Origin of the sequence: Nocardia sp. NPDC003269 (assembly GCF_042888005.1) — a bacterium.
In the GTDB taxonomy this organism is placed as follows: domain Bacteria; phylum Actinomycetota; class Actinomycetes; order Mycobacteriales; family Mycobacteriaceae; genus Nocardia.
In genome coordinates, this window is record NZ_JBIAPA010000002.1 from 697635 (window position 1) to 710778 (window position 13144).

Consider the following 13144-nt stretch of genomic DNA (forward strand, 5'->3'; position numbering starts at 1 on the left):
TCCTTCGTCGTGGTGGTCTTCCACCGGCGACGGTAGAGCCGGGCCGGGGCCGCGGCGTCATGCGTTGTGGGTGAACTCGAGCTCGGCGCGCGATCCGCGAACGGTCGCGCGACGAGCAACCGCGTCCTAGTTCGGGTCGCGCTCGGGCAGCGGCCGTTCCACGATGTCGGGCCTGCCCAGCGAGGTGCGCACCCGGCGCTTGGCGGCCGAGTAGACCTGCGCGGTCTCGGCGGCGACCACGTCCCAGGCGAAGTCGGCGGTGAGCCGTTCGCGGGCGTTGTAAGCGCGGTCCTGGGCGGTCGCCGGATCGTCGAGGACGGCGCGGGCCGCGTCGACGATGCCGTCCACGTCGGCCGGTTCGAAGGAGGCGCCGGTGACGCCGTCGATGACGGCCTCGCCGAGCCCACCCGCGGTGGAGGCGATCAGCGGGACACCCGCGGCCGCGGCTTCCAGCGCGACGATCCCGAACGGCTCGTACCGGCTCGGCAGCACGATGGCGTCCGCGCCGTGCAGCCAGCCCAGCAGCTCGGAGTGCCCGAGACTGCCGACGAACTGCACCGCCCTGGCGACGCGATGCACGCGCGCCCGCTCGCGCAGCCAGTCGAACTGGGTGCCGACACCGGCCACGGTCAGGGTGGTCCCCGGGTGCGCGCGCCGGATGCGGGGCAGCGCCGCGATCGCGTCCTGCACGCCCTTCTCGTATTCGAGCCTGCCCACGTAGAGCAGCTTGGGCGGCCCGGAACGCGGCGCGCGCGGCCGGAAGGTCCACGCGCCGACGTCGATGCCGTTGCGGATCACCGTGATCGGCGCGAGCTCGGGCCCGTAGAGCCGTTCCACCTCGTCCTGCATGGAGGTCGAGCAGGTGATCAGCTGATCGGCCTCGTTGGTCAGCCACCACTCCACCGAGTGGACCTGCTTGTTGACCCGCCCGGACACCCAGCCGCTGTGCCGACCCGCCTCGGTGGCGTGGATGGTCGCCACCAGCGGCACGTCGTAGTACTCGGCGAGCGCGATGGACGGGTGCGCGACGAGCCAGTCGTGCGCGTGCACCACATCGGGCGTCCAGCCCTCGCCGACGCCCGGCTTGCCCAGGGCGACACCGGCGCGGACCATCGCGTGCCCCATCGCCAGGGTCCAGGCGAGCATGTCCTCGCCGAAGTCGAAGCAGGGCGGGTCCTCGGCCACCGCGACGACGAGCACGCCGTCGGCGATGTAGGAGTGCGTGGGGTGGGTGATCGAGTCGGTGCCCGTCGGCCTGCGCGCCAGCACCACGACCTCGTGACCGGCCGCGGCCAGCTCCACCGCCAGGTGATGGACATGTCGACCGAGCCCGCCGACCACGACCGGCGGGTACTCCCACGACACCATCAAAATCTTCATGCGAATCCTTCAGCGGCGGCCGACGGGACAGCGGTCGGCAACCGCCGCGCGTCCAGACCTGGGAAGAATCCGTCGGCCAGGCTCCATCCTGCCGCGAGACGGGCCGCTTTGGCGAACTGGCCGGCCCCGATGGCCTCGGCTAGTTCGCGCACGGCGTGCGCGTGCTCGTGCGCCCGATCGCGGGCGTACCCGGCGGCGGAGTCCTTGGAGACCATGAAGGCCCAGTCGCTGGAGACGGTGAGGATCGCCTCGCGCAGCAACTGGTCGGCGACCGGATCGCGCAGCGAACCGTCGCGGCCGACCTTGTCGAGGGTGTCCAGCGCGAGCCGGACGACGTCGGCGTTGAGCGCGACGAGGTCGGCGACCTGGTCGCCCGCCCACACCCGCCAGTCCTTGCCCGAACCCCACGACGAGTCGTTGAGCTGCACTGGTTCGCCGACGAAGCCGTTGTCGCGGGCGTCGGCGAGGGTGCCGACGGTGACGCCCGCCTCGGGCAGCGCGCGCAGCACCTGCTCGAGCCACTCGGGCCCCTCGTGCCACCAGTGCCCGAACAGTTCGGTGTCGAAGGCGGCCACCACGAGGGCGGGCCTGCCGATCCGCGCGGACTCCTCGATCAGCCGCGCGCGCACGGTCTCGACGAAGTCGGCGACGTCGCGGGTGATAGCGGTGGCGGCCAATTCCGGATCGTAAGGGGCCTTGTCAGGACCGGCGACGGTCTTGCCGGTCACCCGGGACGGTTTCAGGCCGGTCGCGTGGTCGTAGTGGTGGAAATCGCGGTAGGCGCTCTGGCCCGGGTAGCCCTGCTTCGGCGACCAGACCCGGTAGCTCACCTGGAGATCGCGGCCGAACGCGAGCACGTCGGCGTCGCGGACGGGCCTGCCGAGGGTGGTGTCGCCGCGCAGCGACGGGCCGTCGACCATGAAATGCGTCACACCCGCGGCGTCGTAGTTACGCTCCATTCCGGGGGTGTAGCCGCACTCGGGCGCCCAGATGCCGGTGGGCGTGGTGCCCCAGCGCAGGCGCGCGTCGGCCAGGCCCTCGGTGAGCTGGAACTGGCGCAGCCGCTCGTCGAGCAGCGGCTGGAACGGGTGCGCCAGCGGGCCGCCGAGCAGTTCGATCGCGTCGGCGTCGATGAGCGAGCGCCACACCGGCGCGCTGCCGTGCCGCCAGTCCCGCTCGAACTCGGCCAGCGCCGTCGCGGCCAGCCGGTGTTCGTGCCTGCCCAGCGCCACATTGCCCGACATCGACGCCTCGTCGGCGCGCAACTGCCAGTTGCCCAGCCAGTGGTGCATGCCGGCCAGGCAGTGCGGATCGTCGAGCTGGGCGGCGAGCACCGGGGTGATGCCCAGGCTCAGCAGGTGTGTACGGCCTTCGGCCGCAAGGTTTTTCAGGACCCGGACCACGGGCAGGTACGACGCGGCCCAGGACTGGTAGAGCCATTCCTCGCCGACCGGCCAGCGTCCGTGATGGGCCAGCCAGGGGAGGTGGGAGTGCAGAACGAGCGTGAACTGGCCTGGAACGTTCAACGCCTCGCCTTTTCGGCGATCGCGACCAGGTCCAGGCTCGCGTCGATCTCCCCGGCCCGCAGGTCGAAATCGTCGATGGTGACGGCGGCGACGTCGGCGGTCAGGTCGGCGGGCCACGGCTCACCGGCCAGCGCGCGCTCGATCTGGGCGTCGATGAACGACCCACCGTGCTTGGCGTCCAAGGCTTTCAGGCTCGCGCCGTGGTGCACGCCGAGCATCTCCGCGACGGTGAAACCGGCCTCGACCAGCAGCTCGGTCAGTTCGTCGGCATTGAGTTCGCGGGTGTGGAACGGGTTGAGCGGGGTGTCGCGACCGGGGGAGAAGGTGATCCGGTTCGGGGTGCTGATCAGCAGCTGCCCGCCCGGGCGCAGCACCCGCAGGCACTCGCGCAGGAACTGCGCCTGGTCCCAGAGATGTTCGATGACCTGGAAATTCACGACCACATCGACGGATTCGTCGTCGAGCGGCAGCTCGGCCAGATTGCCCTGGATCATCTCGACCCGCGGGTAGCGCGCGCGCACGTGCGCGACGGCGCCGTCGTCGTAGTCAACGCCGACGACACGCGCGGCCACGCCGGCGATCATGTCGGCGCCGTAGCCCTCGCCCGAACCCGCCTCGAGCACGGTCTTGCCGGTGCAACGGTCGAGCAGGCGGGCATAGGCGATCTCGTGCCGACGGAACCAGTAGTTCTCCTCGGCGATGCCGGGCACGGTCCGCTCACCGGTCAGCGGCAGTGGTTCATGTGTGTCGGCCACAGGTGCGGCAGGGATCACAGCCTCGCTCATTTCTCCGACGTTACTGGTACCGCCGGTTCCCGCAGGAGTCAGGGACCGGTTGGGAACCCCTTGTGCATGTAGGTTACCCACGAGTAACTTAGCGTAGGGTAGTGTTCCGCTCTGAGCTACTCACACGGACGTACGGCCCAGCTCGTGCGGCCACCACACACGTGTATCCAGAAGGAGGTCGACGAAGACCGATGCCGAACATCGTCGTACTCATCAAGCAGGTTCCCGACACCTGGTCCGAGCGCAAGCTGACCGATGGTGACTACACCCTCGACCGCGAGGCCGCCGACGCCGTCCTCGACGAGATCAACGAGCGCGCCGTCGAGGAAGCGCTGCTGATCAAGGAGGCGCAGGGCGGCGAGGTCACCGTGCTGGCCGCCGGTCCGGATCGCGCCACCGAGGCCATCCGCAAGGCGCTGTCCATGGGTGCCGACAAGGCCATCCACATCAACGACCCGGCGATCCACGGCTCCGACGCCGTGCAGACCGCGTGGGTGCTGGCCGGCGCGCTGGGCCAGGTCGAGGGCGTCGAGCTGGTCATCGCCGGCAACGAGGCCACCGACGGTCGCGCGGGTGCCGTGCCGGCGATCATCGCCGAGTACCTGGGCATCCCGCAGCTGACGCACCTGCGCAAGCTGACCGTCGACGGCGACAAGATCACCGGCGAGCGCGAGACCGACGAGGGCGTGTTCAAGCTCGAGGCCTCCCTGCCCGCGATCGTCTCGGTCACCGAGAAGATCAACGAGCCGCGCTTCCCGTCCTTCAAGGGCATCATGGCCGCGAAGAAGAAGGAAGTTCAGGTCTTCACCCTGGCCGACCTGGGCATCGACCCGTCGACCGTGGGCGTCGCCAACGCCGGCACCCAGGTCACCGGCTCCACCCCGAAGCCTGCCCGTACCGCGGGCGAGAAGATCGCGGACGAGGGCGAGGGCGGCAACCAGATCGCCACCTACCTCATCGGTCAGAAGATCATCTGATCCGGCCCCGTCCGAGACTTCGAAGGAGAAAGAACAATGGCTGAAGTACTTGTGCTCGTCGAGCACGCCGACGGTGCCGTGAAGAAGGTCAGCACCGAACTGCTCACCGCCGCCCGCACCCTGGGCGAGCCCGCCGCGGTCGTCACCGGCCCGGCCGGTACCGCCGAGAAGCTGGCCTCCGCGCTGGCCGCCGCCGGTGCCGAGAAGATCTACGTCGCCGAGTCCGACGACGTCGACGGCTTCCTGGTCACCCCGAAGGTCGACGTGCTCGCCGGTCTGGTCGAGTCCGCCTCGCCCGCCGCCGTGCTGGTCGCCGCCACCGCCGAGGGCAAGGAGGTGTCGGGCCGCCTCGCCGCGCGCATCGGCTCCGGCCTGCTCGTCGACGTCATCGGCGTCAACGCCGACGGCTCGGCCGTGCACTCCATCTTCGGTGGCGCGTTCACCGTCGACGCCAAGGCCACCGGCGACGTGCCGGTGATCTCGATCCGTCCGGGCGCCATCGAGGCGGCTGCCCAGGCCGGCGCCGGCGAGCAGGTCGCCGTCGCGGTTCCCGCCCAGGAAGAGGGCGTCGTCAAGGTCGTCTCGCGTGAGCCGATCGTGGGCGGCGACCGTCCGGAACTCACCGAGGCCGGCATCGTCGTCTCCGGTGGCCGTGGTGTCGGTTCCGCCGACAACTTCGCGGTCGTCGAGGCGCTGGCCGACTCGCTCGGTGCCGCCGTCGGCGCTTCGCGTGCCGCCGTCGACTCGGGCTACTACCCGGGCCAGTTCCAGGTCGGTCAGACCGGTAAGACGGTCTCCCCGCAGCTCTACATCGCCCTCGGCATCTCCGGCGCCATCCAGCACCGCGCCGGCATGCAGACCTCGAAGACCATCGTCGCGGTCAACAAGGACGAAGAGGCCCCGATCTTCGAGATCGCGGACTACGGCATCGTGGGCGACCTGTTCAACGTCGCCCCGCAGCTGACCGAGGCCGTGAAGTCCCACAAGGGCTGACGCTTCGAGCGCTGAGCGCGGCCCCGTCCGGTTCTCCGGGCGGGGCCGCTTGCGTCGCACGCGATGGCGTCGTCGCTGCGTAGCATGGGTGAATGGTCATGCCGAGGATCGACCGACCCGATCTGCCCGAGTCGATGACATGGGAAGAGCTGGAGAAGCTACCCGAGGAGATCGCCGCTCAGATCGAGCTGTGGGACGGGCGTGTCGTATGGCTGCGGCGTGGGCCGGGTGAACATCAGACGGCGATGCGTCGTTTCACCAACGAAATCGAGCGTTGCGCACGGCAGGTCGCGTCCACGGATCCACAGCGCTGTTGGCGCGTGAACCTCGAAACGAACGTCTTCTTCGATCAGACCGGCAAGTCCGACTTCGTCACCCCGGACTTCCTCGTACACCGCTGTCTGACCCCGGGCGCAGACGTCCGTGCTGCCGACACGGTGCTGGTGGGCGAGGTCCTGTCGCCGTCGAATACCCCTTCCGAAATCGAAGCGAAGAAGGCCCGCTACGCCGGTGCAGGCATTCCGTCGTACTGGGAGGTCGAGCTGCAACAGGATCTCACCGGTATCGCAGCGCTCCGGGTGTACATCCTCGAAATCGGCCACGCCGAACTCCCACCGGGTGTACGTCCCCTACGCCACGCCAATTACCTCCTGGCAGGCCAATGGTTACCCGACTCCGCGACCGGCATCTCGTTCCCCTACCCCTTCGCCATCGAGATCGACTGGGCCGCACTGGCATTCTGATCAGCCGCCGAATCGGCGATACGCTGTGGCCGTGGGGATCCAATGGTATGGCTGGTATCGGCGAGAGTTCTTCGACGAGCGTTCGATCGCCGCGCGGGATCGGCTCGCCGACGCGGCGCGAGACGGGCGGTGGGATGTCGTGCTCGAGGTCGCCGACCGCGACCGCAGTATCAATACGACCCGGGTCGGTGGCAGTTCGGGATTCGCGCCGTTGCATCAAGCGGCATGGCACGGCGCGCCGGAGCCGGTGGTCGAACGAATGCTGGAACTGGGAGCTTGGCGCACCTTGCGGACCGCCGATGGCGACACCGCCGCGGACATCGCGGCCTTGCGCGGCCACGACCGGTTGGCCGAGCGGCTCACGCCCTCGTTGATCCGCGAGGTCGATCCGACCGTGCTGGCCCAGCTCGAATGTCAGTTGTACGCCGTGATTCTGGGCCGGGTGCTCGACCTCTGCCGGAAATGCGGGTTCCGGCCGCCGCCGCTGACGCCGCTGCTCGAGTACCCCGGCGCGACGATGTGGGCGGCGATCCCCGGCATGTACGGGGGCTTCGCTATCGAATTCGACGCCGACACCGACGAACTGGATGTGTCGAGTTGGTGGCGGGTGGTGGGCGGCTCGGGTGAGCGGCACCGGATTCGTCCGGACGGATTCGAACTCGTCGAGAAGGGGTTCGTCTAGGCCCGGCGTGGCCGTGGTCTCCGGTGACGTCTGCGCCCCCGCCGAATCGGTCAGCGAGGGTCGGGGGTGTGCACCGGCTGGCCGAGGACCATCCATTTCTCGGGGTCGGTGAGGGGTTCGAAGCCGAACTTCTCGTAGAGGGTGTGGGCGTCGGCGGTGGCGAGCATGATGCGGCGGAGGCCGTAGGGGGCGAGGTGGTCGCGGACGGCGGCGATCAGGGCGACGCCGATGCCTTTGCCGCGGACCGCGCGGTCCACGTAGACGTCGCAGAGCCAGGCGAAGGTGGTCCGGTCGGTGACCACCCGGGCGTAGGCGACCTGGTCGCCCGAGACACTGTCGTAGACCCCGACATTGAGTGATTCCGCGATCGCGCGGTCCTGGAGCTCGCGGGTCCGGCCCATGGCCCAGTACGAGTCGGTGGACAGCCAGGTGTGCACGCGGGCGGCGTCGATGCGGGCGGTCTCGGTGGAGACCTCGAAACCGGCGGGGATGTCGGATAGTGGCGTGTCGGTCATCCGGGCAGAATCGCAGGCCGGGCACGCGCTGTCGAGCGGGTTTCGAGTCACCCGTGGGCGCGGCCGGGCTCGACCGACCGGCGTGGCAGGGTGGGGCGGGTGACGACGTTGCCGATCGAAGTGCCGCCGGAGGTCGAGGAGACGGTGCGGGAGGTGTTCGGGGCCGCGGGCCAGCGCTGGCTCGACGACCTGCCCGCCCTGGTGGAAAAGCTTTGTGGGACTTGGGAGCTCACGGTGATCGGCCCCGCGTTCGAGGGCGGCACGCACGCCTTCGTCGCCCCGGTACGCCGCGGCGACGGATCGGTGGCGGTGCTCAAGGTCCCGATGGTCGACGAGGAGAACGTCGCGGAGCCGACCGGGCTGTTCTGCTACAGCGGCGACGGCGCCGTGACGCTGTACCGGTTCGACGCCGACAGCGGCGCGATGCTGATGGAGTGGGCACGTCCGGGAGCGCCCTTGCTCGAACAGCCGGGCTTCCCGAGCCTGGAGGGTCGGCCGGAGAACGCGGAGCGGGTTCGCCTGGCGTGCACGCTCCTTCGCAGGCTGCGCCGGGAGCCGGCCGGCGTCCCGGCGGACTATCCGGCCCTGCCGACCGCGACCGACATGGTGGCCCAGTGGACCGCACGTCTCCAGCGACCGGAACCCGAACTCGCCGAGGTACTTCCGGAGGAACTGCGCGAACGGGCACTGGCGTGGTGCGCGCGCCTCGCCGTCCCCGTCGGCCCCCTGCTCGTCGTGAACCGCGACACCCACCTCGGCAATATCGTCGCCGCCGAACGCGAACCGTGGCTCCTCATCGATCCGAAGCCCTACCTCGGCGAAGCCGCCTTCGACGCGGGCTTCCTGATCATGATCCAGGTCCAGTCCGCACCGACTCCCGAGCACGCTCGCACGGTCGTCGAGACCACGGCCCGCCACCTCGACATCGCCACCGATCGCGCGCACGCCTGGGCCTTCCTGCGCGCGATCGAGGAGATCATCTGGTCGGTCGAGGACGACGACGAGGACACCCTGCCCCTGCACCTGGCCGTCGCCCACGCACTGGCGGTCCCGCTCGGCGACTAGGCGACCATCCGCTACCGCCGGTGCAGGGCGTCGAGCAGGGTGTTGACGATCGGATTCTGGCGGGCGTCCTCGCGCAGGACCGCCGAGACCGGGATGCGCAGGCGGTGGTCGGTGAGGTCGAGGGTGAGCAGGCCCTTGGTGGGGCCCTCGTAGAGGACGGTCCAGGATTCCGGTCGGTTGAGCAGTTCCATGGTGGCGGTGTGGTCGGGCGGGATCGGGGGACCGAAGGTGGGGCCGACGGGCAGGTCGGCGAAGGCCGAGCGGATGAGGGTGTGCAGCAGGACCTGTTCCTGTTCGGGCGGCAGCAGCAGGGGATAGGGGCTGAGGTCGGCGAGGGTGACGACGCCCTTGCCCGCCAGCGGGTGACTGCTGGAGATCGCGATCACCAGGTCCTCCACCCAGAGCTGTTCCACCGCCAGTCCCGGCTGGTCCACACTGCCGCGGATCAGCGCCAGATCACAGTCACCGTCGGCCACGGCGGTGATCCGCTGGCGGAACGGTTTGATGACGTATTCGATCTCGGCGTCGGGGTGGGCGGCGCGGGCGGCGGCGATCGCGGACAGCGAGCGCGCCGCGAACGACATGTTGGCGGCGAGGCGGATGCGCGGGCCGGTGGTGCGCACGGCGGCGCGGATCGCGGACTCCAGACTCAGCATCTGCTTGGCCAGCGGCAGCAGCCGCAGGGTGGCGTCGGTGGGCACGACGGCGCGGGTCGTGCGCTCGAACAGCTGCGCGCCGAGGTCACGTTCGAGTCTCGCGATCTGGTGGCTGATCGCGGATTGGGAGATGAAGCAGCGGCTCGCGGCACGGCTGAAACTGAGCTCCTCACACACCGCGACGAAGTACGCCAGCTGGCGAAGTTCCACCAGGTCCCTCCTATTGATTAGTTATACAGATAAGAGTCATCTTCAGTATGCGCCCAAACACTGGAAACATCTGCGTTCCGCATCGCGTTTACTCATATGAAAGGACTCATTACCGATCTTGGAGCGCGCGATCATGGAACACACGGATGTCGTCATCGTCGGTTCGGGCTTCGGCGGACTCGCCGCGGCCAAGCAACTGAGCAAGTCACGAATCAACTACGTCCTGATCTCGAGCACGCCCGAGCACCTGTTCCAGCCGCTGCTCTACCAGGTGGCCACCGGCGTGCTCGCGCCCGAGGAGATCGCGCCGCCGATCAAGAACGTACTGCGCCGCCACCCCGAGGCCGACGTCCGGCTCGGCAAGGTCACCGCGATCGACGCCGAGGCCGCCGTGCTCACCTACGAGACCGCCGAGGGTACCCGCCAGATCAGCTACGGCTCGCTGATCGCGGCCACCGGCGCCAGCCAGAGCTACTTCGGCCGTGACGACTTCGCCGACAAGACCTTCTCGCTCAAGACCATCGACGACGCCCAGCGGTTGCGCGACCAGATCGCCTCGGTGTTCGCCGCGGCGCAGGGCGCCGACGAGGCGACCCGGCGCAGGCTGCTCAGCTTCGTCGTGGTCGGCGCAGGCGCGACCGGCGTCGAGGTGGCGGGCCAGATCAAGGAACTCGCCAAGCGGCACTTCCACCAGGAGGTCTCGGTGACCCTGGTCGAGGGCGCGGGCGCGGTGCTGCCCCCGTTCGGCGGCGGGCTCTCGGAGTACGCGAAGCGCTCGCTGACCGACAGTGGCGTCGAGGTGCTGCTGGGCACCTTCGTCACCGATATCGACGAGGGCAAGGTGACGGTCAAGGACGCCGAGGGCATCGAGCGCGGTATCGCCGCCGAGACCGTGGTGTGGTCGGCCGGTGTGCAGGCGGGCGGGTTCGCGGCGCTGCTGGCCGAGGCCACCGGCGCCGAGACCGACCGCGCGGGCCGGCTGCTGATCAACCCGGACCTGACCGTCGGCGGCCACGCCGACATCTACGCCATCGGTGACATGACCTCGCTCAACGGCTACCCCGGCCAGTCGCCGGTCGCCATGCAGGAGGGCCGCCACGCCGCCGACATCATCCGGCGCAAGAAGGACGCGGGCACGCCGTTCGTCTACTGGGACAAGGGCAGCATGGCGGTGATCAGCCGCTTCAGCGCCGTCGTGAAGCTCAACGACCGGGTCAGCTTCCGCGGCACCATCGCCTGGGCGATGTGGCTGGCCGTGCACCTGATGTACCTGGTCGGCTTCCGCAACCGCTTCGCCGCGGTCGCCTCGTGGCTGGTGGCCTTCATCGGCACCGCCCGCCCGGGCTTCGACGAGGCCGAGCGGACCGCGAAGAGCACCGAACCGGCGCGCTCGGCCGCCTGAGCACCCCGCGATCGGCCCGCCGTCACACGGCGGGCCGATCGTCGTTCCGGGGCATCGGAATGCGGGTCGCCAGGCCGGGCCGTGCGGCCCGATCCGCCCCCGAAACCGCCCTCTTCGGCTAGAAACCCGCAGGTGGGCGAACGCTGAGCAGCGCATCGGTGAACGCGCGGTGTGACGGGTGTCTCGTTCACCGAACGGGCATCGACACGACACCGATGTGTCGCTCCGATGCCAGCTCGGACTGGCTTCATCAGCGGTATGACAATTTCGTCCGTGTTGACCGCGCCGGCGCCGGACTCCGGGGTGGGGAAGTCTCGGTACAGTCTGGTCGTCGCGTCCGATGCCGAGCACAGGGAGGCCGCGCAGCGGCTCCGATTCCAGGTCTTCGCCTCCGAGCCCGGGTTCCGGATGCCCGACAACGGGACCGGCCTGGACGCCGACCGCTTCGACGAGCACTGCGACCACCTGCTGGTCCGCGACGAATTCACCGAGCAGTTCGTCGGCTGCTACCGGATGCTGCCGCCGGACAAGGTGACCGCCGCCGGCGGGTACTACACGGCGACCGAGTTCGATCTCACCCAGCTCGACCCGACCGGGCACCGGATCGTCGAGATGGGCCGGGCCTGCGTGGTTCCCGATCACCGCAACGGCTCGGTGCTCACCCTGATGTGGGCGGGCATCCTGCACTACATCCAGCTCACCGGTTACGACTGGGTGATGGGCTGTGTCTCGGTGCCGATGCAGGACGGCCCCGAGGACCCCGCCGGGGTGAATGTGCGCGGCGTGCGCGACATGCTCCTCGGCAGGCACGCGTGCGACCCCGAGCGGCGCGTGCACCCGTACCGGCCGGTCGTCGTCGACGGCGTCGCGCTCGACGAGATGACCCCGCCGAGCCGCCCCAAGCTCCCGCCGCTGCTGCGCGGCTACCTGCGCTTGGGCGCCGAGATCTGCGGCGAACCGGCCCACGACCCCGACTTCGCCGTCGCCGACTTCGTCGCGCTGCTCGGCCTGGAAACCATCAACACCCGGTATCTGGAGCGGCTGCAGAGCGCGGCCGCCAATTTCGACGGGAAGTAACCATCATGGTGTTCGACGCGCCGCCCGCCACCCACTCGCACTCGTGGATGCCGTCGAGCCCCTGTGGTTCACGCTGCATCGAACCGATCGACGAGGTCGGTTCCGCCAGGATGATCGCCCGGCTGGCCGGGATCATCGGCCTGGTGTTCAGTTTCCCCGTGCTGACCGCGGCCACGCCGAAGTCCCGCCGGGAGAACCTGCAGCGCCGGTACGCCCGCGCCGCGCTCGGCTGCCTGGGGATGCGGCTGCGCATCGTCGACAACCGCTCGGCCGAGCAGGGCGCGTCGACGGCGGGCTTCGCCGATCCTGGCACCCCGGTGATGGTGGTGACCGGGCACATCGGCTGGGCCGACGTGGTGGCGCTGGCCGCGGTGCAGCCGGTCAGCTTCGTCGCCAGGGCCGACATGGTCGACTGGCCGGTGCTGGGCAAGCTCGCCCAGCTCACCCGGGTGATCCCGATCGAGCGGGCCCGTCTGCGCGAGCTGCCCGGCGTCGTCGGCCAGGTCGGGCAGCGGCTGGCCGAGGGCAATCGGATCGCGGTCTTCCCGGAGGGCACCACCTGGTGCGGCCGGGCCTACGGCTCGATGCGCCCGGCCATGTTCCAGGCCGCGATCGACACCACCACCCCCGTGCAGCCGGTCCGGCTGCGCTATCTCGACCGGCACGGAGTGCCGTGCACGGTGCCCGGCTTCGTCGGCGAGGACACCTTCGCCGATTCGGCGAAGCGGGTGCTGCGCAGCCGCGGCATGGTCGTCGAGATCTCGCTCGAGCCGCTCGAGCACCCCGGCCTGGATCGCCGTGATCTCGCCCGACGGTGCGAGGCCGCCGTGCGCGGCACCGACCGCTCCCGGCACGGCGTGCTCGACACCGAGTGGATCGAAGCGGGCAACACCCGTGTGCAGGATCCGTCGGTCGATCAGCAGGCGCCGGAGAAAGTTTCCGCTACCGCCTGGTAACCGAAACTCGGTGCCATTCACCTCTACCGGAGATCGCGCGCGCGATCTCCGGTAGAGGTGTTCGCGCGTTTCGGATTGCCGGGAATTCGCAGGTCCGTGCCCGGCGCGCGGTTGGCCCGAAAAGTGAAACATTCGTGTCCGCAGCGAAAGTCGTTCGCACAGCATATGACCTGCGTA

13 protein-coding genes are annotated in these 13144 nt (G+C 69.6%); 8 read left to right on the plus strand and 5 right to left on the minus strand.

The annotated features are described in order from the left end of the window. Window positions 1–126 precede the first annotated feature (126 nt). Genes ACFYWJ_RS13650 through ACFYWJ_RS13660 form a run of 3 tightly spaced genes read right to left on the minus strand, consistent with a single transcriptional unit; the run spans window position 127 to window position 3691 of the window. Window positions 127–1380, minus strand: coding sequence for a glycosyltransferase family 4 protein (locus tag ACFYWJ_RS13650; protein ID WP_355282153.1), 1254 nt, complete (start codon window positions 1378–1380; stop codon window positions 127–129). Continuing rightward, complete coding sequence (locus tag ACFYWJ_RS13655) at window positions 1377–2906, minus strand: glycoside hydrolase family 57 protein (protein ID WP_355282151.1); 1530 nt, start codon at window positions 2904–2906, stop codon at window positions 1377–1379. The genes ACFYWJ_RS13650 and ACFYWJ_RS13655 overlap by 4 nt, the downstream gene beginning before the upstream one ends. Continuing rightward, window positions 2903–3691 (minus strand): methyltransferase domain-containing protein, encoded by a 789-nt coding sequence (locus ACFYWJ_RS13660; RefSeq protein ID WP_355282149.1) that lies wholly within the window; start codon window positions 3689–3691, stop codon window positions 2903–2905. Before ACFYWJ_RS13660 ends, ACFYWJ_RS13655 begins: the two co-directional genes overlap by 4 nt. A 191-nt stretch (window positions 3692–3882) precedes the next feature. Between ACFYWJ_RS13660 and ACFYWJ_RS13665 the strand changes: the two genes are divergently transcribed. The 4 genes from ACFYWJ_RS13665 to ACFYWJ_RS13680 all read left to right on the plus strand — a co-directional run bounded on the left by ACFYWJ_RS13665 (window position 3883) and on the right by ACFYWJ_RS13680 (window position 7086). Further along, window positions 3883–4668 (plus strand): electron transfer flavoprotein subunit beta/FixA family protein, encoded by a 786-nt coding sequence (locus ACFYWJ_RS13665; protein WP_189027240.1) that lies wholly within the window; start codon window positions 3883–3885, stop codon window positions 4666–4668. 36 nt (window positions 4669–4704) lie between these two features. Next, window positions 4705–5661, plus strand: a complete 957-nt coding sequence (locus tag ACFYWJ_RS13670; RefSeq protein WP_355282146.1) for an electron transfer flavoprotein subunit alpha/FixB family protein — start codon at window positions 4705–4707, stop codon at window positions 5659–5661. A 92-nt stretch (window positions 5662–5753) separates the two neighbouring features. Continuing rightward, window positions 5754–6404, plus strand: a complete 651-nt coding sequence (locus ACFYWJ_RS13675) for a Uma2 family endonuclease (protein WP_355282143.1) — start codon at window positions 5754–5756, stop codon at window positions 6402–6404. 31 nt (window positions 6405–6435) lie between these two features. Further along, window positions 6436–7086: a hypothetical protein gene (locus tag ACFYWJ_RS13680; RefSeq protein WP_355282141.1), complete on the plus strand. Its 651-nt coding sequence runs from the start codon at window positions 6436–6438 to the stop codon at window positions 7084–7086. 50 nt (window positions 7087–7136) lie between these two features. On the opposite strand, the gene ACFYWJ_RS13685 is transcribed toward ACFYWJ_RS13680, so the two are convergent. Further along, complete coding sequence (locus tag ACFYWJ_RS13685; RefSeq protein ID WP_355282138.1) at window positions 7137–7601, minus strand: GNAT family N-acetyltransferase; 465 nt, start codon at window positions 7599–7601, stop codon at window positions 7137–7139. Between the two features lie 99 nt (window positions 7602–7700). On the opposite strand from ACFYWJ_RS13685, the gene ACFYWJ_RS13690 reads away from it, so the two are divergent. Continuing rightward, complete coding sequence (locus tag ACFYWJ_RS13690; RefSeq protein ID WP_355282135.1) at window positions 7701–8666, plus strand: aminoglycoside phosphotransferase family protein; 966 nt, start codon at window positions 7701–7703, stop codon at window positions 8664–8666. Between the two features lie 11 nt (window positions 8667–8677). On the opposite strand, the gene ACFYWJ_RS13695 is transcribed toward ACFYWJ_RS13690, so the two are convergent. Next, window positions 8678–9532: a LysR family transcriptional regulator gene (locus ACFYWJ_RS13695; RefSeq protein ID WP_189027249.1), complete on the minus strand. Its 855-nt coding sequence runs from the start codon at window positions 9530–9532 to the stop codon at window positions 8678–8680. A 133-nt stretch (window positions 9533–9665) separates the two neighbouring features. On the opposite strand from ACFYWJ_RS13695, the gene ACFYWJ_RS13700 reads away from it, so the two are divergent. The 3 genes from ACFYWJ_RS13700 to ACFYWJ_RS13710 all read left to right on the plus strand — a co-directional run bounded on the left by ACFYWJ_RS13700 (window position 9666) and on the right by ACFYWJ_RS13710 (window position 12967). Further along, window positions 9666–10934: an NAD(P)/FAD-dependent oxidoreductase gene (locus tag ACFYWJ_RS13700; RefSeq protein WP_355282132.1), complete on the plus strand. Its 1269-nt coding sequence runs from the start codon at window positions 9666–9668 to the stop codon at window positions 10932–10934. A gap of 258 nt (window positions 10935–11192) precedes the next feature. Continuing rightward, entirely contained in the window at window positions 11193–12011 is an 819-nt protein-coding gene (locus tag ACFYWJ_RS13705) for a GNAT family N-acyltransferase (protein ID WP_355284390.1), read from the plus strand. Between the two features lie 5 nt (window positions 12012–12016). After that, window positions 12017–12967, plus strand: a complete 951-nt coding sequence (locus ACFYWJ_RS13710; protein WP_355284393.1) for a lysophospholipid acyltransferase family protein — start codon at window positions 12017–12019, stop codon at window positions 12965–12967. Window positions 12968–13144: the final 177 nt, after the last annotated feature.

Coding starts and splice junctions, on each gene's coding strand:
- ACFYWJ_RS13700 (WP_355282132.1), top strand. CDS start 9,666: ATGGAACACACGGATGTCGTCATCGTCGGTTCGGGCTTCGGCGGACTC.
- ACFYWJ_RS13660 (WP_355282149.1), bottom strand. CDS start 3,691: ATGAGCGAGGCTGTGATCCCTGCCGCACCTGTGGCCGACACACATGAA.
- ACFYWJ_RS13685 (WP_355282138.1), bottom strand. CDS start 7,601: ATGACCGACACGCCACTATCCGACATCCCCGCCGGTTTCGAGGTCTCC.
- ACFYWJ_RS13675 (WP_355282143.1), top strand. CDS start 5,754: ATGGTCATGCCGAGGATCGACCGACCCGATCTGCCCGAGTCGATGACA.
- ACFYWJ_RS13665 (WP_189027240.1), top strand. CDS start 3,883: ATGCCGAACATCGTCGTACTCATCAAGCAGGTTCCCGACACCTGGTCC.
- ACFYWJ_RS13705 (WP_355284390.1), top strand. CDS start 11,193: ATGACAATTTCGTCCGTGTTGACCGCGCCGGCGCCGGACTCCGGGGTG.
- ACFYWJ_RS13710 (WP_355284393.1), top strand. CDS start 12,017: ATGGTGTTCGACGCGCCGCCCGCCACCCACTCGCACTCGTGGATGCCG.
- ACFYWJ_RS13650 (WP_355282153.1), bottom strand. CDS start 1,380: ATGAAGATTTTGATGGTGTCGTGGGAGTACCCGCCGGTCGTGGTCGGC.
- ACFYWJ_RS13670 (WP_355282146.1), top strand. CDS start 4,705: ATGGCTGAAGTACTTGTGCTCGTCGAGCACGCCGACGGTGCCGTGAAG.